Origin of the sequence: Spelaeicoccus albus (genome assembly GCF_013409065.1) — a bacterium.
Taxonomy (GTDB): domain Bacteria; phylum Actinomycetota; class Actinomycetes; order Actinomycetales; family Brevibacteriaceae; genus Spelaeicoccus; species Spelaeicoccus albus.
Window position 1 is genome coordinate 2,196,921 of record NZ_JACBZP010000001.1, and the last position, 22,684, is coordinate 2,219,604.

Below are 22,684 nucleotides of genomic sequence, written 5' to 3' on the forward strand. Positions count from 1 at the left end.
AATGGCTGCGAAATCGCCGATTTCGCAGCCGTTCGCCACCACTCGGCGAAGTGCGAGGGGGCATAACAGCCGTTCGCCACCACTCGGCGCAGCGTTTTCCTCGCGGCTGTCGCGGCGCGATTGGAGGGGCCGGGCCCGGCGATTGTAGGCTTGAGGAATGTTCAATTCGCTTTCCGACCGTCTCACGACGACGTTCAAGAATCTTCGCGGCAAGGGCCGGCTGTCCGAGGCCGACGTCGATGCGACGATTCGCGAGATCAGGCGTGCTCTGCTGGACGCGGACGTCGCGCTGCCGGTTGTGCGCGGATTCACCGGGAAAGTGCGTGAACGGGCGCTGTCGGCCGAGGTCTCGGCAGCGCTGAATCCGGCTCAGCAGATCGTCAAGATCGTCAACGACCAGCTGGTCGAGGTCCTCGGAGGGGAAACACGGCGGCTTCAATTCGCCAAAAACCCGCCCACCGTCATCATGCTGGCCGGCCTGCAAGGCGCCGGTAAGACGACCCTGGCCGGCAAGCTCGGCAAATACCTGGCGGCCGAGGGGCACACGCCGCTGCTGGTGGCCAGCGACCTCCAACGGCCGAATGCCGTCACGCAGCTGCAGGTGGTCGGCGAACGGGCGGGCGTGCCGGTTTACGCCCCCGAGCCGGGCAACGGCATCGGCGATCCGATCGCCGTGGCCGAAGGCGGAGTCCGGCATGCCGTGGAGAAGCAGCACGACATAGTCATCGTGGACACTGCCGGCCGGCTCGGTATCGATGAAGAACTGATGCAGCAGGCGGCCGACATCCGCAATGCGGTGACGCCCGACGAGGTGCTGTTCGTCATCGACGCCATGATCGGCCAAGATGCCGTGCGCACGGCCGAAGCCTTCGCGGACGGCGTCGGATTCACCGGCGTCGTCTTGTCGAAGCTGGACGGCGATGCCCGCGGCGGCGCCGCACTGTCCGTTGCCGAAGTCACCGGTAAGCCCGTCATGTTCGCATCCACGGGTGAGAATCTTGGCGATTTCGAGCCGTTCCACCCCGACCGGATGGCGTCACGCATCCTCGACATGGGCGATGTGCTCACGCTCATCGAACAGGCCGAGAAGGCGTTCGACCAAGACGAAGCCGAAAAGATGGCGGCGAAGATCACCTCAGGTGAAGACTTCGACCTCAACGACTTCCTCAAGCAAATGGCGAGCCTGCGCAATATGGGCTCGTTGAAGAAGATGATCGCCATGATGCCGGGCGCCGCGTCGATCCGCGAGCAGCTCGACAACTTCGACGAACGGGAAGTCGACAGGGTCGAGGCGATCGTGCGGTCGATGACTCCTGCCGAACGCACTAATCCGAAGCTCCTCAACGGCTCGCGCCGCTCCCGCATCGCCCGGGGCTCGGGAGTCACGGTGACGGATGTCAACCAGCTGATGGAACGCTTCGGCCAGGCCCAAAAGATGATGCGCCAAATGCGCGGCGGCGGAGGCGGCATGCCCGGTATGGGTGGTATGCCCGGAATGGGCGGCGGCATGCCCGGTATGGGCGGCCTGCCGGGCGGTAAGAAATCGAAGGGTAAGTCGTCGTCCTCGAAGAAGAAAAAGGGCAAATCGGGCAATCCGGCCAAGCGGGCCATGGAAGAGCGCGGCGAAAAGACGAAGCCCGCCCCCGTCCAGGACGGTTCGGCATTCGGGTCCGATGAGCCAAAGGACGCGTTCGACCCGGCCAATCTGCCGGACGGATTCGGCAAGTTCCTCGGCCGGTAGCGTCCGGGCGTTCAAGGAAAGTTGGGCAATTGTCTGCCCATCTGGCACAATTATTCAGTACTCGCGCGGGCCCGGGCCCTCTCACCCGGAACCGCGTCGCGTCCAAGTAGCTGGCCGTCCCGTCCAACCCCACGGATCCGACGTGCAGCTCGACACTGACAAGAACCAGGAGACACCACCCAAGTGGCAGTCAAAATTCGTTTGAAGCGATTCGGCAAGATTCGCAGCCCCTTTTACCGCGTCGTCATCATGGACAGCCGCCAAAAGCGTGACGGCCGCTCGATTGAAGAGATCGGTCTGTATCACCCGCTGCGCGAGCCGTCGCTGATCGAGATCGATTCCGATCGCGCTCAGTACTGGCTCGGCGTTGGCGCCCAGCCGAGCGAGCAGGTCTTGGCATTGCTCAAGATCACCGGCGATTGGCAGAAGTTCAAGGGGCTCCCGGGCGCCGAAGGCACTCTGCGTCGTCCGGAGGAAAAGAAGCCGTTCGAAGCTCCGGAAAGCAGCTCTGCTCCGAAGGAAGCCGTCACGCCGAAGTCCAAGAAGGCCGAAAAGCCCGAGGAAAAGGCCGAGGACAAGGCCGAGGAAAAGCCGGCCGACGAGAAGGCGGCTGCGGAGCCTTCCGAAACCGGCGCCGAGGCGTAACCGATGCTTGGTGAGGCTCTCGAGCATCTGGTCAAGGGGATCGTCGATAATCCGGACGACGTGCGGGTACGGCCCAAGGACCTGCGCCGCGGCCAGTTGCTGGAAGTTCACGTGCACCCGGACGATCTCGGCCGCGTGATCGGCCGCTCCGGTCGCACCGCCAAGGCATTGCGCGCCGTGATCGGTGCGCTGGCCGACGGCGAGCCGGTCAGGGTCGACCTGATGGAAGCGCGCTAAACGCCAAGCAAACCCGATGACGGCCTTGGATCCGCCGGATGCACATCCGCCGGAGGCAAGGCCGTCATTTTTCGTCCCGGAAGAATCCAGCTCGACAGAAAAGAGCCCAGATGAACGTAGTGGCCAGGATCGGCCGGCCGCACGGCATCCGCGGTGAAGTGAGCGTCGAGGTGCTCACCGACATGCCGCGCGAGCAATTCGTCGTCGGCGCCGAATTCGCCACCGAGCCGGATATCGGCGGATTGCACCTGACCTCGGCCCGTTACGGCAACGGCCGGCTGCTGCTCGCCTTCGAGGAGATAACGGACCGGACGAGGGCCGAGGAAATTCGCAACACCCGCCTCCTGGCCGCCTCGATCGATGCCGAAGACGACGACGCGTGGGATCCGGCCCAGCTCGTCGGCCTGACTGCGAAGCTGGCGTCCGACGGCAGCATCGTCGGCACAGTGGCCCGGCTCGAACACGGGCCGGCGCAGGACCTACTCGTCGTCAGCGAGCCGTCCGGGGCCGAGGCCCTTGTCCCGTTCGTGCACGCGATCGTTCCGGTCGTCGACATCGAAGCGGGGAATGTGCTGCTCGACCCGCCCGGCGGTTTGCTGACGGACGGCGATCGGTCCGGAAACGACGTCTGACATGCGCTTTGACGTCGTCACGATCTTCCCGGACTACCTGGCACCGCTGAACCTGTCGCTCATCGGCAAGGCCCGGGCCAAGGGACTCATCGATCTGCGCGTGCACGACCTGCGCGATTTCACCACCGACCGCCACCGCACCGTCGACGACACCCCGTACGGCGGCGGCGCCGGGATGGTCATGCGCCCGGAGCCCTGGGGCGAGGCCATCGACCACGTACTCGCCTCGAGCACCCGGCCGGAGTCGGCGCCGACACTCGTCGTGCCGAGCCCGGCCGGTGTGCCGTTCACCCAGGAACTGGCCAAGACTTTGGCGCGCACCGAATGGGTGGCGTTTGCGTGCGGCCGGTACGAGGGCATCGACGAACGGGTGCTGGATGACGCCCGTCAGCGCATCCGTGTCATGCCGGTGAGCCTCGGCGACTACGTGTTGAACGGCGGCGAGGTGGCGGTCATGGCGATGATCGAGGCCATGGGACGGCTCGTGCCCGGGGTCATCGGCAACCCGGAATCCCTCGTGGAGGAGTCCCACGAAGCAGGCATGCTGGAATATCCGGTGTACACGAAACCCGGCACGTGGCGCGGCAGGGCGGTGCCCGATGTCCTGCTGTCGGGTAATCACGCGGCGATCGCCCGCTGGCGGCGGGACGAAGCGTTGTCTCGCACGGCCGAGCGGCGTCCGGACCTGATTGACGGCGCGCCGTCCGCGCAGTTCGACGAGTCCGATCTTGCCGCGCTGGCCCGATTGGGATGGAAGCCGGACGGCGACGTGCTGCGCCGCGGCTGACGATTTCTGTCCGCGGCCCGATTTATGGCAGAATGACTAATCGTGCCTATGGGTTGCGCCCTGCCATGGGGGAGCCGGCAATCGCACGCCGCAGACGCTTGCGGCATAGGCAAATATTTTTCGCTAGCCCGGTCGGGACGTTCGGTCCCGGGCGGACGGATCACATCAGGTGACCTGTGGCACCTGGAAGGAAGAGACAACATGCAGAAGCTCGACGCGCTTGACGCAGCATCGCTCAAGCAGGACATTCCAGAATTCCGCGCCGGCGACACCCTGAAGGTGCACGTCAAGGTCGTTGAAGGCACCCGCTCGCGCGTGCAGGTCTTCCAGGGCCTCGTTATCCGCCGTCACGGCGCCGGCGTTCGCGAGACCTTCACGGTCCGCAAGATCAGCTTCGGCGTCGGAGTGGAGCGCACCTTCCCGGTCCACTCGCCGGTCATCGACAAGATCGAGCTGGTCTCCCGCGGCGCCGTCCGCCGCGCCAAGCTCTACTACCTGCGCGGCCTGCACGGCAAGGCCGCCAAGATTCGCGAGAAGCGCTAAGGCTAGTTGCCCGGCAACACGTCAGAGAAAACCCCCAGCGGAAATCCGCGGGGGTTTTCTTGGCGGCGCACTTTCCTCTTCTTCGCGGTCTGTATCGTCGTGGCGGCCCTGGTTCGCGGATTTCTCATCCAGATGTACATGATCCCGTCGGGATCGATGGAGCCCACCTTGGACGTCGGCGATCATATCGCCGTCTACCGGCAGTCCTATCTGACGCATCCGCCGCGGCGCGGCGACGTCGTCGTGTTCGACGGGCGCGGCACGTTCTACCCGAACCGGGTCGAGCCGACGGGACTGAAGGCCGTCGGCACCGAAATCGGCTCCTGGTTCGGCCTGGCGAACCGCAATGCGTATATCGTCAAACGCGTCATCGGCGTCGGCGGCGACCACGTGCGCTGTTGCAACACTGCCGGCAAGATCGTCGTGAACGGGAACCCGGTCAATGAGCCTTACATCATGCCGGGCAACGCGCCGAGCGCCGGCAAATTCAACGTCAAGGTTCCGCCCGGCCACCTGTGGTTGATGGGCGACCATCGCAGTGATTCCGCAGACTCCCGCGCACACTTGGGCGACCCCGGCGGGGGCATGCTGCCCGACTCGCGAGTGGTCGGTAAGGTGGTATTACGCATTTGGCCGCCCAGTCGGTTCGGCTCCATCGACCACGGCGGAGATCGCCGTGCCGGTTGACCGACGCCGCATCCAATTTCGCCGACCGACGGCGCGACGACAACAGGGGGACACCGCGTGGACGCAGAGGTGAACTCCGAACGCGAGGAAAAGCCGGGCAACTCGTTTCTCGGCTGGCTGCGGGAAATTGCGTTCGTGATAGTCGCGGCGCTCATCCTCTCGTTCCTCATCAAGCTCTTCTTGATGCGCGCGTTCTACATTCCCAGCGAATCCATGATGAACACTCTCGACGTCAACGACCGCATCATGGTCAGCGAGCTCACGCCCCGGTTCTTCGACTTGGAACGCGGCGACGTCGTCGTCTTCAACGATCCCGGCGGCTGGCTCTCGCCTGCCGACAAGCCGCAGCACGAATGGTGGCGGACGGCGCTCATGTACGTGGGCCTGTACCCGCAGAACGCGGGGGAGCAGGTGGTCAAACGCATCATCGGAATGCCCGGCGACCGGGTCAAATGCTGTTCGCCGCAGGGGCGGATCGTCGTCAACGGCACTCCCATCAAGGAGACGTACCTGCCGCCCGGCATGGCGCCGTCGCAAAAGAAGTTCAACGTGAAGGTGCCGGCCGGCCACCTGTGGGTGATGGGCGACAACCGTTCGAACTCGGCCGATTCGCGTTATCCCGGGCACGGGGCGATCCCGGAGGACGACGTCGTCGGCAGAGTCTTCCTCATCAACTGGCCGCTCGATCGCATACGCATCCTGCACACGCCGTCCGCGGTCTTCGCCAAGGTACCCAATCCATGACGGGGGCACAGGCGCCGACCCTCGACGTCGAGCGCGAGCTGATGCGCGGCGGTTTCCGCTTCATCGCCGGCATGGACGAAGTCGGTCGAGGTGCGCTTGCCGGACCGGTATCGGTCGGCGTCGTCATGATCGACGCGACCTGCGCCTCGGTGTTGCCCGGCGTGCGCGATTCGAAACTGCTCAGCGCAGCCCAACGCGAGGCATTGATCTCCGACATTGAAAAATGGTGCGTGTCCTCGGCCGTCGGCCACGCCGGCCCGGCCGACATCGACCGGATGGGCATCACCCGCGCACTCGGCCTGGCCGGACGGCGGGCCCTTGCCGAGTTGGACGCCGTGCCGGACGTCGTCCTGCTCGACGGAAACGCCGATTGGCTATCCGGGCGCGGCGTCCAGCTCGGGCTGGCAGAAGCCGCCGAGTCGGCGGGCGCCGCTGACGGGGATGACGGACGTCTGCCCCCGGTGCGCACCCGCGTGAAAGCCGACCTCACCTCGGTCACGGTCGGCGCGGCCAGCGTGCTGGCCAAGGTGTGCCGCGATGCGTTGATGGCCGGGCTTGCGCCGGAATTCCCGCACTTCGACTGGCAGCTCAACAAGGGGTACGGCACCGCCGCGCACCGCGCCATGATCTCCCGGCACGGGCCGTGCCGACATCACCGGACAAGTTGGCGGCTGCCTTCATCGGCGGGCCGGGATGCGTTGCCCACGGCCGGCGAGGCATGATGAGACTGTGAGCACCGAGGATCTCGAGAACTACGAAACCGATATGGAGCTCAAGCTCTATCGGGAGTACCGGGACGTCGTCGGCCTATTCAGCTACGTGGTCGAAACCGAGCGGCGTTTTTACCTGGCCAACCATGTCGACCTGCAAGCGCGCAGCGATCACGGCGGCGAGATCTATTTCGAGCTGACGCTGCGCGACGCGTGGGTCTGGGACGTGTATCGCTCGGCCCGGTTCGTCAAGGTCGTGCGAGTTGTGACCTTCAAGGACGTCAACGTCGAAGAGCTGGCGCAAAGCGATCTCGAAGTGCCCAAGACGCTCGACGACTGACGAAGGCCACTGCCGTGCCTCCCGCCGTCGCGCGGGGGCTCGGGGACGACACTTGCGTCCACAACCGGGGCGGCGCCCGCGGTTATCCACAATTTGCCCGTGCCGAGTTTACCCCGGTCGGCCCCGCGTCCACGCTGGAGTCGGACCGGAAGGAAACCGATGCGGCGCAAAGACGAACTGGGCCAGTGGGGCGAAAAGTGCGCGGCCGACCATTTGGCCGCCCAGGGCTTCGATCTGCTCGACCGCAATTGGCATTGTCGCGACGGCGAGATCGATCTGGTGGCGCGGGACGGCGACTGCCTGGTCATCGTCGAAGTCAAGACGAGGCGTACGGGGTCGGCCGGCCACCCGCTTGAAGCCGTCACCGCCAAGAAACTGGCCACCCTCAGACGGCTTGCGGCGCTGTGGCTGCGCGGCCACCCGGTTGCTGCGGCCACCATCCGCATCGACGTGGTCGGCGTGTTGTGCGCAGGCGAGGGACGGGCGGCCATCGAGCATGTGCGGAACGTGAGCCTATGAGCATCGTCGGCCGCAGTCTGGCCGTGACGTTGAACGGACTGGCCGGCGCCCTCGTCGAGACCGAAGCGGCGTTTTACGACGGTCTTCCGGGGTTCGCTCTCGTCGGCCTTCCCGATACCGCCGTCGGCGAATCCAAACAACGCGTACGGGCCGCGTTGTCGGCGACGTCCGTCACGCTCCCGGCGCGCCGACTGACGGTCAATCTCCGCCCGGCGTCAGTGCGCAAGGCCGGAACCGGGTTCGACTTGAGCATTGCCGTGTCGATCCTCGCGGCCATCGGCCTCGTCGACCCGGACAGCACGGCCCGGACAGTGCACCTGGCCGAACTGGGCCTTGATTCGCGGTTGCGGCACGTGCGCGGCGTGCTCCCGGCGGTCTTGGCGGCCCGCAAGGCCGGATTCACCAAGTTCGTGGTGGCGCCCGACGACGAGGCCGAGGCGCGTATCGCCGGCGGAGTGTCGGTGCGGGCCGCCGAGAGCCTTGCCGATGCGGCGAACCTGCACGCCGGATCGTTCGTGCCGCCGCCGCTTCCGCGTGTCGTCGCGGCCCGCTCGGCCGGCGCGGCGTCGCCCGGGCCGGCCGGCGCCGATCTGTCCGAGGTGACGGGCCAGCCCGAAGCGCGCCGGGCGTTGGAGATCGCGGCCGCCGGCGCCCATCATCTGCTCATGGTCGGCCCGCCGGGAGCGGGTAAGACGATGCTTGCCTCGCGCCTGCCCGGGCTGTTGCCGGACCTCGACCGGCCGTCGGCCGAAGAGGTCACTGCGATCCGATCGATAGCGGGCAGTTTCGACCCGGCACGCGGGCTCGTCAGCAGACCGCCGTTCGAGGCGCCCCACCATCTCTCCTCCGCGGCAGCGGTGATCGGAGGCGGCACCGGCGTCGCTGCACCCGGAGCGGCGTCCCGAGCGCACCGCGGTGTCCTCTTTCTCGACGAGGCGCCCGAGTTTGACCGTCGCGTATTGGAAGCGTTGCGGCAGCCCCTTGAACACGGCGTCCTGAAAATTCAACGTACGGCAGGCACCGCTACGCTCCCGGCCCGGTTTCAGCTGGTCCTTGCTGCGAACCCGTGTCCGTGCGGCAAATCGACGGGCAAGGGTATCGACTGCACGTGTACGCCGCAGGCCAAACGCCGCTACCTGGCCAAGCTTTCCGGGCCGCTTCTCGACAGGGTCGACATCCGACTCGAAGTGCTGCCCGTGAAGGCCGCGCAATTGCGGGCCGAGACCGGTGGTGAGGACTCGGCGAGCGTTGCAGCGCGTGTCGAAGCGGCTCGGGCGCGCCAAGCCGACCGATACGACGGGCACCCGTGGGCCACGAACGCCGAAGCGCCGGGAACCTGGCTGCGCGGTGACGCCCGGCTGCCCCGCGAAGACACCATTGACGTCGAACGGGCCCTGGAGACCGGCGGCCTGACGGTACGCGGATTTGACCGGGTCCTGCGCTGCGCCTGGACCATCGCCGATTTGCGGTCCGCCGACCGGCCGACGCGCGACGACGTTGCCGCCGCATTGCTGCTGCGGCAGAACGGGGAGGGATCGATATGACGACGGGATCACGGCAGGCGGAATCATGCGAGCCGGACGCCGAGCGTGTGGCGCGTGCCGAGCTCACGCGGCTTGTCGAGCCGTGCGACACGGTCGCGTCGACGCTGGTGGGAGTGGCCGGCGCAGTGGAGACCGTCCGATGGATCCGCTCCGGCAGGCCGGCGCCGCAGGAGTGGCAGCGGGCGGTCGTGGGCACGTTGATGTCGGAGGGGCAGGCCGGAGCGGGCGCGCGATTCGCGGCGGCCGCCTCCCGGTGGCGGGCCCGCGCGTCGGACGTCGACGGCGCTCGCGATCTGCGCAATGCCGCACTGCTCGGGGCCCGGCTCGTCATCCCGGGCGACGACGAATGGCCGTCCGGGATGGCTGACCTCGGATCGGGAGCGCCCCTGGCGTTGTGGGTACGCGGAACCGCCCATTTGGCCGGATCGCTGACTGCGGCCGTCTCGATCGTCGGGGCGCGTGCGGCAAGCGCTTACGGCGTGCGCGTGGCGGGTGACATTTCCGATGGCCTCATCGGGCGAGGCGAGTGCATTGTGTCGGGAGGGGCGTACGGAATCGACTCGGCAGCACACGGCGCCGCGTGTCTGACCGGGGGATCGGGCGAGCGCGCGGCAACTGTTGCCTTCCTGGCCGGCGGGATCGACCGCCTGTATCCGCCGGGCAATGCGCAGGTGTTCGAGCGCGTGCTGCGCGATGGCCTGATAGTGGCCGAGGTCGCGCCGGGTAGTGCCCCCATGAAGTCGCGCTTCCTGCTGCGCAACCGACTGATCGCCGCGGCGTCCAGAGCCACGGTGGTGGTGGAAGCCGGCTGGCGGTCCGGCGCGTTGAGCACTGCCAATCGGGCGGCCGAGCTGATGCGTGACGTCGGCGCGGTGCCCGGCTCGGTCTTTTCGGCCACGTCGGCCGGGTGCCACCGCTTGATCCGGGACGGCGTCGCCACCTTGGTGTCGGATGTCTCCGACGTCATCGAGCTGGCCGGGCGGATGGGCGCCGATCTGGCCCAACCGCCACAGTCGCCCGTCGCCGATTACGACAATCTGATGCCCGTCGACAGACAAGTACTCGATGCGCTGCCGCTGCGCCACGGCGCCGGAATCGAGGCGCTGACACGAGTCGCCGGGCTCGGGGACACCGAAGTGCGCTCGGCGATCGCCAGGCTTGAACTGGCCGGGCTCACGCGGCGCGACGGGGCGGGATGGAAGAAGGCCGGGCCGATGAAATCAGCCGGATCCGAGGGCGCCGCGGGTTAAGCTTGCCGTGTGGCCGACAACCCGATTCCTTTCGAATTCGAGCGAGCCCTCGACGGGTTCGTGCGATACCTCAGCGCTGAACGCGACAGGACCGACAACACGGTTCGCGCATATGTCGGCGACGTGTCGGCTCTCCTGGAATTCGCATCGGTGCACGGCGTGGACGAGCTCGAGCTCGTCGATCTTTCCCTGCTTCGAGCCTGGCTGGGCGACATGGCCGAGCGCAGGATGGCACGCAGCTCGATCGGCCGGAGGTCGGCGGCGGCCCGGACGTTCTTCGCCTGGTGCAAACGGGAACACCTTGTCGAGGTCAACCCGGCAGCCCGGCTGCGAGCGCCGAAACAGGCCAAGCATCTGCCGCACGTGCTGAAGTCGGAGCAAGCCGATGCGCTGATGGACGTAGCGGCCGAGGCGGCGCACGACGCCGGGCCGGAGCACCTCCGTGATCGCGCAGTCCTCGAATTGTTGTATGCGACAGGCATCCGCGTGTCCGAACTCGTCGGCATCGACGTCGACGATCTCGATAGCGACCGCAATACCGTCCGTGTGCTGGGCAAGGGGCGTAAAGAACGCGTCGTGCCGTATGGAGCGCCGACGGTGACCGCCATTGACGACTGGCTGCGCCGCGGCCGGCCGGCCCTGGCGGGGACGCGATCCGGTCCGGCTTTGTTTCTGGGCGTGCGCGGCGGCCGCCTGGACGTGCGACAAGTGCGCCGCGTCCTGGACGCGCTCGTTCGCCGGGTGCCGGACTCCGGGCACCTGTCGCCGCACGGGCTGCGGCATTCCGCTGCCACGCATTTATTGGACGGCGGCGCAGACCTGCGCAGCGTCCAAGAACTGCTCGGCCACTCCAGCCTTGCCACGACCCAGATCTATACGCACGTGTCGGCCGAACGACTCAAGGCCGGGTACCGGCAAGCCCACCCCCGCGCCTAGGCAAGCGGTGACGCCGCCACCGGAAGGCCGCACGCGCAGGGCCGGCAGCTGTCAGCCGAATTCCCAATGCCACGGCTCCGGCTTCGATGACCCCTGCTCCGCCCACGAGGGATGGTGCCATCCGAACCGGCCGGCGTGGCGCTTCATCCACCGGTACGATGCCGATCCGAATCTGTTGATCCCGGTGCCGAAATCGACGGCCACGCCCCACCCGTGATTGGACGTGCCGGGAGTGGCCGCCAGATATCCCTTTTCCCGCTTCAACCGCACTTGGCTCGCGTAGTCCCGGTACGCGTCGGTAATGCCGATATGGATGCCGAATCGTGCCCGGAAAGCCCGGTCCAGTCCGACGACCGACCGGGCGGCATCGCAGCGCAGTCGCTCGGCCGGCGCGTGCCGGAGCGGGCACAGGGCACGTTCCGGAATCCTCCCGTTCGTGAACCCGCCCCATCGATTCGACTCCGACGGCCCGGATCGGCCCGGTCGCCGACGGGGCAGGGGTTGAGGGGCGCGGCTCATCGGCAGCAGCATCGACGGGGCCGTGTCCATGGTGAATTCCAGCGGATCAACATAGCCGTCGCCCAGGCGAACTCCCCAATGCAGGCATGTGGTGCCGTCGCAATGCCGCGGGGAGGCCGCAACCGTCCCGAGCACGTCGCCGCGGCCGACGTGCGTGCCTTGCCGGGCCCTGTGGGTGATCGGAAGGACAGTGCTTTTGTAGCGGCCGATCCGCACCGTGATGATGCCCCGCCCCGCGACCATTCCGGAAAAGGTGACGACGCCGGCGTCCGGCGCTCGCACTTCGGTACCGGCGGGCACGTCCAGGTCCACGCCGCGATGCCCGGCCAGCCACGGCTCGTCCGGTGGATCGAACGCCCGGACGACGACCGGGTACGGCCATACCGGCCAGTCCCAGGCGGACGTGCCGCGCAGCTTTGCGCTGCTTGCCGGCCCCGGCTCGGCGCGGCCGGCTGCCGTCAGGGGCGAGGACGCCGAACCGGGCAGCACGAGTGCCGCCGCTGCCGCGAGGACAAAGAGCTTCATGCACGCCAGCCTTCCCGGCCCGCGCCCCGCATGCCACCGCGGGCGACCCAGTTGTGGATAAGTTTTGCGCGCGGCCGGGCTGTGGACGAGAGCGGGGACGGCCGAGTGGCCGGAATGCGGCAGATGCGGCTAAGATGGTCGCAGCGGCGATATGCGGTCTTGTCCGTTGTCGCCGACTACGCGTGTCCGAAACACGCTCGATCCCAACGGTGCGTCCCGCGACACCGGCTGAACAGCCGGGACTGCCGCGGAATGTAGGGAATCGTGCCGGGCACCAGGAGCATCAGCTAAGTAACCGAAACGTGCGCCGAATTTATTGGCGCACCAACCGCGTGCACTCACCCTGCGCGCCGAAAGGAGTGCGTCGGCATGGCCGTCGTCACCATTCGCCAGCTGCTCGACAGCGGCGTCCACTTTGGACATCAGACCCGCCGCTGGAACCCGAAGATGAAGCGCTTCATCTTCACCGAGCGCAACGGTATCTACATCATCGACCTGCAGCAGTCGCTGTCGTACATCGACAGCGCTTACGAATTCGTCAAGGAGACGGTTGCCCACGGCGGAACCATCCTCTTCGTCGGCACCAAGAAGCAGGCACAGGAAGCTATCGCCGAACAGGCTCAGCGCGTCGGCCAGCCGTACGTGAACCAGCGTTGGCTCGGCGGCATGCTCACCAACTTCCAGACTGTGCACAAGCGTTTGGCTCGCCTGAAGGAACTCGAAGAAATCGACTTCGACGACGTGGCCGGCTCCGGTCGGACGAAGAAGGAACTGCTCCTTCTCAACCGCGAAAAGACCAAGCTGACCAAGACGCTCGGCGGCATCCGGGATATGGCGCGCACGCCGTCCGCCATCTGGATCGTCGACACGAAAAAGGAACACCTCGCCGTCGACGAGGCCAAGAAGCTGGGAATCCCGGTCATCGCCATCCTGGACACGAACTGCGATCCCGATGAGGTGGACTACAAGATCCCGGGCAACGACGATGCCATCCGCTCGGTTGCACTCTTGACCCGCGTCGTGGCCGACGCCGTCGCCGAAGGTCTCATCACCCGCCACAACCGCGCAAGCGGCGAGGGTGAGAAGAACGCCTCGGCCGTCGAACTCGAGCCGCTGGCCGAATGGGAGCGCGAACTCCTCGAAGGCAGCGCCGGATCGGAAGCCAAGCCGGAAGGCGCCGGCGCCGACGAGGCGAAGCCGGCAGAGGCAAAGGCGGACGAGCAGAAGGCCGAGTCGGCCGAGGTTCCGGCCGCCGAGCCTGCCGCCGCTGCCGCCGAGCCCGCCGCCGCTGCGGCCGAGCCCGCCGCCGAATCGGCCGTGGAATCGGACGCCAAGCCCGGCGCTGCGGCGGAGCCTGCCGCGACCGAGGCTGCGTCCGCCGAGCCGGAGACCGCCGAACCGGCCGCCGACGAGAAGTAGTCGGGCCGCAACGATCGGGCCGCATCAACCGGCCCATCCCTCACACCTAAGGAGAACACTGTAGATGGCGAATTTCACCGCCGCAGACATCAAGTCGTTGCGTGAAAAGACGGGCGCCGGAATGCTCGCCGTGAAGAACGCTCTCGATGAGGCCGACGGCGATCAGGCCAAGGCTATCGAGATCTTGCGCGTCAAAGGCCTCAAGGGCGTCACCAAGCGCGAAGATCGCTCGACGACCGACGGTCTCGTCACCGCCCATGTGGACGGCGGCACCGGCGTGCTGATCGAGCTGAACTCGGAAACCGACTTCGTGGCGAAGTCCGACAAGTTCATCGAACTGGCCGAGAAGGTGCTCGCGTACGTCGTCGAGGCGGGCCAGTCCGACGTCGAGGCGTTGCTGGCCGCCGAATTCGACGGCAAGACGCTCAAAGCGCACATCGACGAAGGCGGCGCGGCACTGGGCGAGAAGGTCGCGCTGCGCCGAGTTGCCCGCGTCACGGGCGGCAGCATCGAGCAGTACATGCACCGCACCAACCCGGACCTGCCTCCGCAGGTCGGCGTGCTGCTCGGGTTCGACGGCTCCGATCAGGCCGCCGCGCACGACGTCGCGGTCCACGTGGCAGCGATGGCGCCGAAGTACCTGACGCGCGACGAAGTGCCCGAGGCCGACGTCGCCAACGAGCGCCGCATCGCCGAAGACACGGCGAAGAACGAAAACAAGCCCGAGCGCGCCATCCCGAAGATCGTGGAAGGCCGCGTCAACGGATTCTTCAAGGAGAACGTGCTGCTCGACCAGCCGTTCGCCAAAGAGCCGAAGAAGACAGTCGGGGCGATCGTCGAAGAAGCCGGAGTCACGCTGACCGGCTTCGCTCGTTTCCGCGTCGGGTCCTGAGCGCGGTCGACGTTCATCACGAGACAAGGGGCGGACACGCACAGTGTCCGCCCCTTTTCGTAAGCTTGGCCGCAAAGCCTCACGTCGAAGGGAACAGTTGTGTCTGACAACCGCACGTACCGGGAAGGGCATCGTCGCCGCGTACTCTTGAAGCTCTCCGGGGAAGTGTTCGGCGGCGGCGAAGTCGGCGTGAATCCGGACGTCGTGTCGCGGGTGGCGCGGGAGCTCGCGGCTGCCCACGAGGAAGTGGAGGTCTCCGTCGTCGTCGGCGGCGGCAACTTCTTCCGGGGCGCCGAACTGGCGCAGCGCGGCATGGAACGTACCCGCGCGGACTATATGGGCATGCTCGGCACCGTGATGAATTGTCTGGCACTGCAGGACTTCCTGGAGCAAACTGGCGTCGACACCCGCGTGCAGACCGCAATCGCCATGGGGCAAGTTGCTGAAAACTACATTCCGCGCCGCGCGATCCGGCATATGGAAAAAGGACGCGTGGTCATCTTCGGTGCCGGTGTCGGCCTGCCGTTCTTCTCCACCGACACCGTGGCAGCGCAACGGGCCCTCGAAGTCGGCGCCGAACAGGTCCTGATGGCCAAGAACGGCGTGGACGGCGTGTACACGGCCGACCCGCGCCGGGACCCTTCGGCCGAAAAGATCGATGAGATCACCTACAGCGAAGCCCTGCAGCGCGACCTCCAGGTGCTCGACCGTACGGCGTTCTCGTTATGCATGGACAACAAACTCCCCATGGTGGTGTTCGGGATGGAAGGCGACGGCAATCTGTCCCGCGCACTCAAAGGTGAGAAGATTGGCACGTTGGTATCTGTCGGTTAGACCGGCGCAAGCCCCACCCGAGTTTTGTAAGGAGCACGAATAGTGATTGCCGAAACACTCGCCGAAGCCCGCGAAAAAATGGGCAAGGCCGTCGACGTCGCCAAAGAGGATTTTTCGAACATTCGGACTGGCCGGGCCAATCCGTCGCTATTCGCCAAGGTTCTCGTTGAATATTACGGCGCTATGACGCCGTTGCAGCAGCTCGCGTCGTTCCAGAACCCGGAGGCTCGCACGCTGCTCATCACCCCGTACGACCGCAGCTCCCTGAGCGCCATCGAGGACGCCTTGCGCAAATCCGACCTCGGCGCCAACCCGGCGAACGACGGCAACGTCATTCGCGTCGTCCTGCCGGAGCTGACCGAGGAGCGCCGCAAGGAATACGTGAAGGTCGTGCGTACCAAGGCCGAAGACGCCAAGATTTCGATCCGCAGCATTCGCCGCAAGGCCAAAGAAGAACTCGATCGCATTCAAAAAGACGGCGAAGCCGGTGAAGATGAAGTCACCCGCGCGTCCGGCGAGCTGGAGAGCACCACGAAGAAGCACGTGGACGTCGTGGACGACCTGCTCAGCCGCAAGGAGGACGACCTGACCGAGGTCTAGGTATGAATCCCCGCCCCGAAGCGCGGAATGCCGCGGCGTCCGCCGAACCGCACGCAGCGCCGGAAGGTCCACCGCTGACCCGGCGCGAGCTTCGCGAACGCGAAAAGCACCGGGACGCGGAATCGGTCGCAGTACCCCCGCGCGCCGGCCGCGATTTGCGCGCCGCGATCCCGGTCGGCCTGGTCATTGGCGCCGCGTTTGTCGCGTCCTTGGTCTTCAACCCCGTCTATTTCGTCTTCATCGCCGGCATCGCGGCCGGAGCGGCATTGTGGGAATTCGGGACGGCGCTGCACCGCACCGGGGTGGCAGTGCCGCGGTTGCCGCTCGTCGTCGGCGGTGCCCTGATCGTCATCGCCACGTATTTCGGCGGGCAGGAAGCGCAGTGGCTCACGTTTGCGCTGGCGGCCGGCGCCGTCCTGCTGTGGTGCGTGCTCGACCGCAGCCCCGGCCCCATCGTGCAAGCAGGTCTCGGGGTGTTTGCGCTCGGCTACATCGGGCTGCTGGCGAGCTTTGCCACGCTGATGGTCGCGCACTTCGACGGGTCCCGGCAGGTCATCGTGTTCTTGGCGATGGTGGTGGCCAACGACGTCGGCGGATACGTTCTCGGCGTCTTGATCGGCAAGCATCCCATTGCGCCGTCGGTGAGCCCGAAGAAATCGTGGGAAGGGTTCCTCGGATCGGCGGTGCTGGCAGTAGCCGTTGGAATCTGGCTGATCGTGTGGCTTTTGGACGGGCCGGTGTGGACCGGCGTCGTATTCGGCATCGTCATTGCGATCATCGCGACCCTTGGCGACTTCTCCGAGTCGATGATCAAACGCGACCTTGACCTCAAAGACATGGGAACCCTGCTCCCCGGCCACGGCGGCGTGATGGACCGGCTCGACTCGATTCTGCCCGTGGCGCCCATCGCTTACCTCTTGTTTCTCATACTCCCCGGATTGAGCTGACCGCATGCATATCCACCTTGTCCGCCACGGCACCCCGCTGATCGACCTCAACCGTCAGCCGTCCGAGTGGGACCTCGACCCGAAGGGCCTTGCGGAGGTCGACCGGCTCGCGTCCTCGGGAGTGCTGCCCGGCGACGCCCGATGGGTGTCCTCCAATGAGCCAAAAGCCGTGCAGACCGCCAACCGGCTCACCGATAAGACGGTCGAAACCGACTCGCGGCTGTGCGAGCAAAAGCGTCCGAGCAGCTGGGTGAAGGATTTCGCCATCCACATTCATCGCACCCTCGTAACCGAAGCGGCAAGCGTTGCCGACGGGTGGGAGCCCGCTGCCGAAACCCGCTCGCGAGTTGCCGAGGCCGCCCGCGCCATCATGGAATCGACGCCGGGGCGCGACCTCGTACTGGTCGGCCACTCGACCCCGTGGCTGCTGCTGGTGAGCGAGTTGACGGGGCGGCCGGTCGACCTTGCCGCATGGGAACGGATGATGATGCCCGACTACTGCATGCTTGACGATTCTTCGTTGACGGTTCCGTGGGGATCGTGGGCGGCCGCCGCATGAGCGTGGCATCCGACCTGCGCGCCATCGTCACGGCCGGCGTGGTCGTCGACGATCCGGACGTGCTGGGGTCGTACTCGCACGACGACGCCGAATGGGCGCCGTACGGCCGGCCGGCCGCCCTGGTACGGGCCGCGACAACCGCCGATGTGGCGGCCGTCGTGACCTACTGCGCAGAGCACGGCGTGCCGGTCGTGCCGCGCGGCGCAGGCACCGGCTTGTCCGGCGGCGCCAATGCGCTGGCCGGATGCGTCGTCGTCAGCCTCGACGGCATGACCGCCGTGAAGGAGATCAATGCCTCCGAGCGCTTGGCGGTGTGCGAGCCCGGGGTGATCGGCGACGACCTTCGGGCCGCCGCCGGCGACCACGGCCTGTGGTATCCGCCGGACCCGGCGAGCGCGCCCTGGTCGACAATTGGCGGAAACGTCGCCACCGGCGCCGGGGGAGTGTGCTGCGTCAAATACGGCGTCACCCTCGACTACGTGCTCGAACTCGAAGTCGTGACCGGAACCGGCGCCGTCGTCCGGTTGGGCCGCCGCACGGCCAAGGGAGTTGCCGGGTACGACTTGCGCGCGCTGATGGTCGGCTCCGAGGGCACGCTCGGCATCGTCACCGAGATCACCGTCAAACTGCTTCCGGCCCGTGCGCCCGAACGCACAATTGCCGGCTATTTCGACACGGTCGTGGACGCCGGCCGGGCGGTTGCGGCAGTTGCCGACGCCGGCCTCGTCCCGTCGGCCCTGGAACTGGTCGACAAGGAATGCCTGGCGGCCGTCGACAAGTGGAAGAACATGGGGCTGTCGGTGGACGCCGACGTCGTCCTGCTCGGTCGGATCGACACGCCCGGCAGCGAAGGCGACGACGAGGCCGAACGGATGCGCCGCGCATTCGAATCGGGCGGTGCGACGTTTGCCGTGGTGTCCGCCGATCAGCAGGAGGCCGACGCGTTGTTCGCTGCGCGGCGGCTGGCGTATCCGGCGCTGGAACGGCTGGGGCCGGTGCTGACCGAAGACGTGGTCGTGCCGAAGGCGAAGGTTCCCGAGATGTTGGCCAGTATTCAGGCCGCAGCCGCCCGGCACGACACGCATATCGCCAATATCGCCCATGCCGGCGACGGTAATCTGCATCCGCTGCTCATCACGCCGGTCGGCGACGAGGCGGCCCGGACCCGCGCGCAGGCCGCGTTCGACGACATCATTGCGGCGGCTCTCGAGCTGGGCGGCACCGTGACGGGCGAGCACGGCGTCGGGCTGCTCAAGCGGGACGGGCTGCGCCGCGAGCTCGGCCCCGACGTGCTGGCCATGCAGCAGGCGGTGCGCCGGGCACTCGATCCGCACGGCATCATGAACCCGGGCAAGGTATTTCACGCCTGAGCGTCGGCGCCCATTCCGGTCCGGCGGGTGCGTTCATGAAACAATAGGAACAATGTCTCCAGTCCAGCCTCAAGTCGCCCCTGAGCCGGCGGGCCGTCCGCTACTGCAATTCAAGTCGCCGCGACGGAAACAGCCGCCTGCCCACTTGGCAGACCTCGACATGGATGCGCGTGCGGCCAGGGCCGAGGAACTCGGCGTCCAAGCCTATCGCGCCAAGCAACTCTCCATGCACTATTTCGAGCGGGGCATCGTCGAACCGGAGCAGATGACCGACCTGCCTGCCGGCGCCCGCGAGCAGTTCGTCCCCGAGATGTTGCCGACGCTGCTGACCAAAGTCCACGAACTGCGCACGGACGACGGGCGCACCATCAAGTTCTTGTGGCGTCTCTTTGACGGCGCGCTCGTCGAGTCGGTGCTCATGCGGTATCCCGGACGCATCACGCTGTGCGTGTCGTCGCAGTGCGGATGCGGGATGAATTGCCCGTTCTGCGCGACGGGCCAGGCAGGCCTGACCCGCAATATGTCGACTGCCGAAATCGTCGATCAAGTCGTGCAGGCCAACCGCGTCATTGCCGCCGGAGGGCTCGGCCCCGCCGAACACGACGGCGAAAAGGTCACCAACATCGTCTTCATGGGCATGGGGGAACCGCTCGCCAACTATAAGCGCGTCATCACGGCGGTGCGCCGATTCACCGAAGAAGCGCCGTCGGGCCTTGGCATGTCGGCCCGGCACGTCACGCTGTCGACCGTCGGCCTCGTGCCGGCCATCCGCAAGCTGGCTGCCGAGGACATCCCCGTCACTTTTGCGCTGTCCTTGCACGCGCCGGACGACGAACTGCGCGACAAGATCATCCCGGTCAACACCCGGTGGAAAGTCGATGAGGCCATCGACGCGGCACACGAATATTTCGAGATCACCGGCAGGCGCGTGAGCATCGAGTACGCTCTGATCAAGGATATGAACGATCACGGATGGCGGGCCGATCTGCTGGCCAAAAAGCTCAACGCGCGCGGCCGCGGTTGGGTGCACGTCAACCCGATCCCGTTGAACCCGACGCCCGGAAGCATTTGGACGGCGTCGGACCCGCGGGTGGAGGAAGAGTTCATCCGCCGGCTGCGCGCCGGCGGCATTCCGACGACGCTCCGGGACACCCGGGGACGCGAAATCGACGGCGCGTGCGGTCAGTTGGCCGCCGATCCAAGAGGAGAAGAGTAAGTGAGCTCCACGTTTCCAACTGTCACGGGCATGAAAAACGGGTACGACCCCCAGCAGGTCGATGACTTCTTTGCCCGTGCCCGGGACTCGTTCGAACGCGACGACCCCGCCGATGGTGATGTGGACGCGCACGACGTGCGAACAGCCGGATTCGACTTGATTCGCCGCGGCTACCATGTGGCGGTCGTCGATGCCGCGCTCGACCGGCTCGAGGACGCGTTCGCGGCCCGCAACCGCGAGCGCATCATTGCCGAAAAGGGCGAGGACGCGTGGCTGAGCTATCTCGGCCGCTCTGCGGCCACGTTACGCGGGCGACTCGACCGGCCGGACGGCGAACGGTTCGATTACGCCGACCGATCGGCTCCCGGTTATGAACCGGCCGACGTGGACGCTTTGTGCGCCAAGCTGTCCGGCTATTTCGCCGAGGGAGTGCCCATGAGCGTCGACGAAGCACGACGAGCCGTGTTCCGCACGCGCAAGGGGCCGAACGGGTACCGGGAAAGCCAGGTTGATGCGTTCCTCGACCGCGTCGTGGAGATCATGGCCGCCGTCGACTAGCGGCTGTAAGGTCTTTCTCAGGAGGTAGGTCGATGTCATCGTATTCCGGGCAGTACCGCGAAAGCATGGACGATCCCGAAGGATTCTGGGCCCGCGCCGCGGACGACATCAGATGGATCCGCCGGCCCGAGAAGATCTTGGATCGATCGAACGCGCCGTTCTACCGCTGGTTCCCGGACGGAACGTTGAATGTCGCCTATAACGCTCTCGACAGGCACGTCATCGAAGGCCGCGGAGATCAAGCCGCGCTGATCTACGATTCGCCGGTGACCGGCACCAAGAAGACCTATACGTACGTCGACCTGCTCGACAGGGTCGCCAAATTCGCCGGCGCCCTGCGCCGCCTCGGCGTGGACAAGGGCGACCGCGTCGTCATCTACATGCCGATGGTCCCCGAAGCCGTGATCGCCATGCTGGCAAGCGCCCGGCTCGGCGCCGTCCACTCCGTCGTCTTCGGCGGATTCGGCTCGCACGAGCTGGCCAGCCGCATCGACGACGTGCAGCCGGCAGTCGTTGTTGCGGCGTCCTGCGGGGTCGAACCCTCCCGAGTGGTTCCGTACCGGCCCATGCTCGACGACGCGCTCGAGCTCGCCGCGCACAAACCCGGCGCCATAGTGATGCTTCAGCGCGAACAGTGCACCGTCGAGCTGCACGATGGCGAATACGACTTCGAACGGCTGCAGCGCGACGCGTCGATCGACCCCGCCGAAGCCGTCGAGGTCGCGGCCACCGACCCGTTCTACGTGCTTTACACGTCCGGATCGACGGGCAAGCCGAAAGGAATCGTGCGCGACGGCGGATCCGCCGTCGCGCTGCGCTGGTCCATGACGAACCTGTACAACATCCGCCCGGGTGACGTGTTCTTCACGGCAAGCGACATCGGCTGGGTCGTCGGTCACAGCTATATCGTGTATGCGCCCTTGCTGATTGGCGCGACAACAGTCCTGTTCGAAGGCAAGCCCGTCGGCACGCCCGACTCGGGAACGTTTTGGCGCATCATTTCCGAATACGGAGTCAAGGCCATCTTCACGGCGCCCACCGCATTCCGCGCCATCAAACGCGACGACCCGGACGGCGAACGGATCGGCGACTACGACCTCGGCTCGCTGGAAACGGTGTTCCTGGCCGGTGAACGACTCGACCCGGGCACGTACCACTGGGCGCGGGAGGTCCTGGACCGGCCGGTCATCGACAACTGGTGGCAGACCGAGACCGGCTGGCCGGTGGCCACGAACCCGCGCGGCATCGAGCCGCTCCCGGTCAAGCCGGGATCTCCCACGGTGCCGGTTCCCGGGTACGACCTGCAGGTGTTGGCCACCGACGGGCGGCAGGCCGAACCGGGGGCCGAGGGCGCTCTGGTGATCAAACTCCCGTTGCCGCCCGGCACGCTCACCACGGTCTGGGGCGACGACGACCGATACGTGAGCAGCTACTTGTCGGCATTCGACGGCTACTATCTGACCGGCGACGGCGGCTATTTCGACGACGACGGATACGTGTACGTGATGGGGCGCACCGACGACGTCATCAATGTGGCGGGACACCGCTTGTCGACGGGGCAGATCGAGGCGGTACTTGCCGACCATCCGGCCGTTGCCGAATGCGCCGTCATCGGGGCGGCCGATCCGCTCAAGGGCCAGTTGCCGCGCGGATTCGTCGTGCTGAAACGCGGTCTGGACGGCGATGTCGAAAGCCGAGTCCCGGACGAGCTGGTCGCGGCCGTGCGCGAACGCATCGGCGCCGTTGCGGCGTTCAAACGCGTGGACGTGGTGGACGCATTGCCCAAGACGCGGTCCGGCAAGATTCTGCGGCGCACCATGCGGCAGATGGCGGACGGCGACGCGGCGGCCCCGCCGGCGACCATCGAGGACCCGGCGGTCCTCGAATCGCTGGCGCCGCTCTTCGGCGACTGACCGGACGACGGCTTCAC

25 protein-coding genes are annotated in these 22,684 nt (G+C 66.7%); 24 read left to right on the forward strand and 1 reads right to left on the reverse strand.

Features of this window, described 5'->3' with window-relative positions; all coding sequences use genetic code 11:
- Positions 1 to 157: 157 nt before the first annotated feature.
- From ffh to BJY26_RS10230, 14 genes are all read left to right on the forward strand, one after another.
- A complete protein-coding gene (ffh, locus tag BJY26_RS10165) occupies positions 158 to 1,741 on the forward strand; it encodes a signal recognition particle protein (protein WP_179427920.1) in 1,584 nt (527 codons plus the stop codon).
- A gap of 183 nt (positions 1,742 to 1,924) precedes the next feature.
- Positions 1,925 to 2,386, forward strand: a complete 462-nt coding sequence (gene rpsP, locus BJY26_RS10170) for a 30S ribosomal protein S16 (RefSeq protein ID WP_179427922.1) — start codon at positions 1,925 to 1,927, stop codon at positions 2,384 to 2,386.
- Positions 2,387 to 2,389: 3 nt separating this feature from the next.
- Positions 2,390 to 2,623, forward strand: coding sequence for an RNA-binding protein (locus BJY26_RS10175; protein WP_179427924.1), 234 nt, complete (start codon positions 2,390 to 2,392; stop codon positions 2,621 to 2,623).
- A 110-nt stretch (positions 2,624 to 2,733) separates the two neighbouring features.
- Positions 2,734 to 3,255, forward strand: a complete 522-nt coding sequence (gene rimM / locus BJY26_RS10180) for a ribosome maturation factor RimM (RefSeq protein ID WP_179427926.1) — start codon at positions 2,734 to 2,736, stop codon at positions 3,253 to 3,255.
- 1 nt (position 3,256) lies between these two features.
- Positions 3,257 to 4,042: a tRNA (guanosine(37)-N1)-methyltransferase TrmD gene (trmD, locus tag BJY26_RS10185; RefSeq protein ID WP_179427928.1), complete on the forward strand. Its 786-nt coding sequence runs from the start codon at positions 3,257 to 3,259 to the stop codon at positions 4,040 to 4,042.
- Between the two features lie 201 nt (positions 4,043 to 4,243).
- On the forward strand, positions 4,244 to 4,585 hold the full coding sequence (rplS, locus tag BJY26_RS10190; RefSeq protein ID WP_179427930.1) for a 50S ribosomal protein L19: 342 nt from the start codon (positions 4,244 to 4,246) through the stop codon (positions 4,583 to 4,585).
- A gap of 6 nt (positions 4,586 to 4,591) precedes the next feature.
- A complete protein-coding gene (gene lepB / locus BJY26_RS10195; protein ID WP_179427932.1) occupies positions 4,592 to 5,272 on the forward strand; it encodes a signal peptidase I in 681 nt (226 codons plus the stop codon).
- 57 nt (positions 5,273 to 5,329) lie between these two features.
- Entirely contained in the window at positions 5,330 to 6,016 is a 687-nt protein-coding gene (lepB, locus tag BJY26_RS10200) for a signal peptidase I (RefSeq protein ID WP_237248990.1), read from the forward strand.
- Complete coding sequence (locus BJY26_RS10205; RefSeq protein WP_179427934.1) at positions 6,013 to 6,738, forward strand: ribonuclease HII; 726 nt, start codon at positions 6,013 to 6,015, stop codon at positions 6,736 to 6,738. Before lepB (BJY26_RS10200) ends, BJY26_RS10205 begins: the two co-directional genes overlap by 4 nt.
- A gap of 7 nt (positions 6,739 to 6,745) precedes the next feature.
- Positions 6,746 to 7,066, forward strand: coding sequence for a DUF2469 domain-containing protein (locus tag BJY26_RS10210; RefSeq protein WP_179427936.1), 321 nt, complete (start codon positions 6,746 to 6,748; stop codon positions 7,064 to 7,066).
- Between the two features lie 159 nt (positions 7,067 to 7,225).
- On the forward strand, positions 7,226 to 7,585 hold the full coding sequence (locus tag BJY26_RS10215; RefSeq protein WP_179427938.1) for a YraN family protein: 360 nt from the start codon (positions 7,226 to 7,228) through the stop codon (positions 7,583 to 7,585).
- Complete coding sequence (locus tag BJY26_RS10220; protein ID WP_179427940.1) at positions 7,582 to 9,129, forward strand: YifB family Mg chelatase-like AAA ATPase; 1,548 nt, start codon at positions 7,582 to 7,584, stop codon at positions 9,127 to 9,129. The genes BJY26_RS10215 and BJY26_RS10220 overlap by 4 nt, the downstream gene beginning before the upstream one ends.
- Positions 9,126 to 10,379, forward strand: a complete 1,254-nt coding sequence (locus BJY26_RS10225) for a DNA-processing protein DprA (RefSeq protein WP_179427942.1) — start codon at positions 9,126 to 9,128, stop codon at positions 10,377 to 10,379. The genes BJY26_RS10220 and BJY26_RS10225 overlap by 4 nt, the downstream gene beginning before the upstream one ends.
- Positions 10,380 to 10,388: 9 nt before the next feature.
- The gene (locus BJY26_RS10230; RefSeq protein WP_179427944.1) at positions 10,389 to 11,315 is read left to right on the forward strand and encodes a tyrosine recombinase XerC; all 927 of its coding nucleotides are present in this window, start codon (positions 10,389 to 10,391) and stop codon (positions 11,313 to 11,315) included.
- 51 nt (positions 11,316 to 11,366) lie between these two features.
- Here BJY26_RS10230 and BJY26_RS10235 read toward each other — a convergent pair whose 3' ends face one another.
- Positions 11,367 to 12,359 (reverse strand): peptidoglycan DD-metalloendopeptidase family protein, encoded by a 993-nt coding sequence (locus BJY26_RS10235; protein ID WP_179427946.1) that lies wholly within the window; start codon positions 12,357 to 12,359, stop codon positions 11,367 to 11,369.
- A 369-nt stretch (positions 12,360 to 12,728) separates the two neighbouring features.
- Here BJY26_RS10235 and rpsB point away from each other — a divergent pair, with 369 nt between their 5' ends.
- The 10 genes from rpsB to BJY26_RS10285 all read left to right on the forward strand — a co-directional run bounded on the left by rpsB (position 12,729) and on the right by BJY26_RS10285 (position 22,667).
- On the forward strand, positions 12,729 to 13,778 hold the full coding sequence (gene rpsB, locus BJY26_RS10240; RefSeq protein WP_179427948.1) for a 30S ribosomal protein S2: 1,050 nt from the start codon (positions 12,729 to 12,731) through the stop codon (positions 13,776 to 13,778).
- Between the two features lie 64 nt (positions 13,779 to 13,842).
- A complete protein-coding gene (tsf, locus tag BJY26_RS10245) occupies positions 13,843 to 14,670 on the forward strand; it encodes a translation elongation factor Ts (protein ID WP_179427950.1) in 828 nt (275 codons plus the stop codon).
- A 99-nt stretch (positions 14,671 to 14,769) separates the two neighbouring features.
- Positions 14,770 to 15,504 (forward strand): UMP kinase, encoded by a 735-nt coding sequence (gene pyrH, locus BJY26_RS10250; protein ID WP_179427952.1) that lies wholly within the window; start codon positions 14,770 to 14,772, stop codon positions 15,502 to 15,504.
- Between the two features lie 42 nt (positions 15,505 to 15,546).
- Positions 15,547 to 16,104, forward strand: a complete 558-nt coding sequence (gene frr / locus BJY26_RS10255; RefSeq protein WP_179427954.1) for a ribosome recycling factor — start codon at positions 15,547 to 15,549, stop codon at positions 16,102 to 16,104.
- A gap of 2 nt (positions 16,105 to 16,106) precedes the next feature.
- Positions 16,107 to 17,051, forward strand: coding sequence for a phosphatidate cytidylyltransferase (locus BJY26_RS10260; RefSeq protein ID WP_179427956.1), 945 nt, complete (start codon positions 16,107 to 16,109; stop codon positions 17,049 to 17,051).
- A 4-nt stretch (positions 17,052 to 17,055) separates the two neighbouring features.
- Positions 17,056 to 17,610: a histidine phosphatase family protein gene (locus BJY26_RS10265; protein WP_179427957.1), complete on the forward strand. Its 555-nt coding sequence runs from the start codon at positions 17,056 to 17,058 to the stop codon at positions 17,608 to 17,610.
- Positions 17,607 to 18,980, forward strand: a complete 1,374-nt coding sequence (locus BJY26_RS10270; protein WP_179427959.1) for an FAD-binding oxidoreductase — start codon at positions 17,607 to 17,609, stop codon at positions 18,978 to 18,980. The genes BJY26_RS10265 and BJY26_RS10270 overlap by 4 nt, the downstream gene beginning before the upstream one ends.
- Positions 18,981 to 19,032: 52 nt before the next feature.
- Positions 19,033 to 20,196: a dual-specificity RNA methyltransferase RlmN gene (rlmN, locus tag BJY26_RS10275; protein ID WP_179427961.1), complete on the forward strand. Its 1,164-nt coding sequence runs from the start codon at positions 19,033 to 19,035 to the stop codon at positions 20,194 to 20,196.
- Entirely contained in the window at positions 20,197 to 20,754 is a 558-nt protein-coding gene (locus tag BJY26_RS10280) for a DivIVA domain-containing protein (RefSeq protein ID WP_237248991.1), read from the forward strand. It begins immediately after the preceding gene.
- Between the two features lie 32 nt (positions 20,755 to 20,786).
- Complete coding sequence (locus tag BJY26_RS10285; RefSeq protein WP_179427963.1) at positions 20,787 to 22,667, forward strand: AMP-binding protein; 1,881 nt, start codon at positions 20,787 to 20,789, stop codon at positions 22,665 to 22,667.
- Positions 22,668 to 22,684 lie beyond the last annotated feature (17 nt).

Coding starts and splice junctions, on each gene's coding strand:
- BJY26_RS10265 (WP_179427957.1), top strand. CDS start 17,056: ATGCATATCCACCTTGTCCGCCACGGCACCCCGCTGATCGACCTCAAC.
- rplS (WP_179427930.1), top strand. CDS start 4,244: ATGCAGAAGCTCGACGCGCTTGACGCAGCATCGCTCAAGCAGGACATT.
- rpsB (WP_179427948.1), top strand. CDS start 12,729: ATGGCCGTCGTCACCATTCGCCAGCTGCTCGACAGCGGCGTCCACTTT.
- BJY26_RS10270 (WP_179427959.1), top strand. CDS start 17,607: ATGAGCGTGGCATCCGACCTGCGCGCCATCGTCACGGCCGGCGTGGTC.
- BJY26_RS10175 (WP_179427924.1), top strand. CDS start 2,390: ATGCTTGGTGAGGCTCTCGAGCATCTGGTCAAGGGGATCGTCGATAAT.
- BJY26_RS10285 (WP_179427963.1), top strand. CDS start 20,787: ATGTCATCGTATTCCGGGCAGTACCGCGAAAGCATGGACGATCCCGAA.
- BJY26_RS10225 (WP_179427942.1), top strand. CDS start 9,126: ATGACGACGGGATCACGGCAGGCGGAATCATGCGAGCCGGACGCCGAG.
- BJY26_RS10260 (WP_179427956.1), top strand. CDS start 16,107: ATGAATCCCCGCCCCGAAGCGCGGAATGCCGCGGCGTCCGCCGAACCG.
- rimM (WP_179427926.1), top strand. CDS start 2,734: ATGAACGTAGTGGCCAGGATCGGCCGGCCGCACGGCATCCGCGGTGAA.
- trmD (WP_179427928.1), top strand. CDS start 3,257: ATGCGCTTTGACGTCGTCACGATCTTCCCGGACTACCTGGCACCGCTG.
- BJY26_RS10220 (WP_179427940.1), top strand. CDS start 7,582: ATGAGCATCGTCGGCCGCAGTCTGGCCGTGACGTTGAACGGACTGGCC.
- rlmN (WP_179427961.1), top strand. CDS start 19,033: ATGTCTCCAGTCCAGCCTCAAGTCGCCCCTGAGCCGGCGGGCCGTCCG.
- tsf (WP_179427950.1), top strand. CDS start 13,843: ATGGCGAATTTCACCGCCGCAGACATCAAGTCGTTGCGTGAAAAGACG.
- BJY26_RS10215 (WP_179427938.1), top strand. CDS start 7,226: ATGCGGCGCAAAGACGAACTGGGCCAGTGGGGCGAAAAGTGCGCGGCC.
- ffh (WP_179427920.1), top strand. CDS start 158: ATGTTCAATTCGCTTTCCGACCGTCTCACGACGACGTTCAAGAATCTT.
- BJY26_RS10235 (WP_179427946.1), bottom strand. CDS start 12,359: ATGAAGCTCTTTGTCCTCGCGGCAGCGGCGGCACTCGTGCTGCCCGGT.
- BJY26_RS10205 (WP_179427934.1), top strand. CDS start 6,013: ATGACGGGGGCACAGGCGCCGACCCTCGACGTCGAGCGCGAGCTGATG.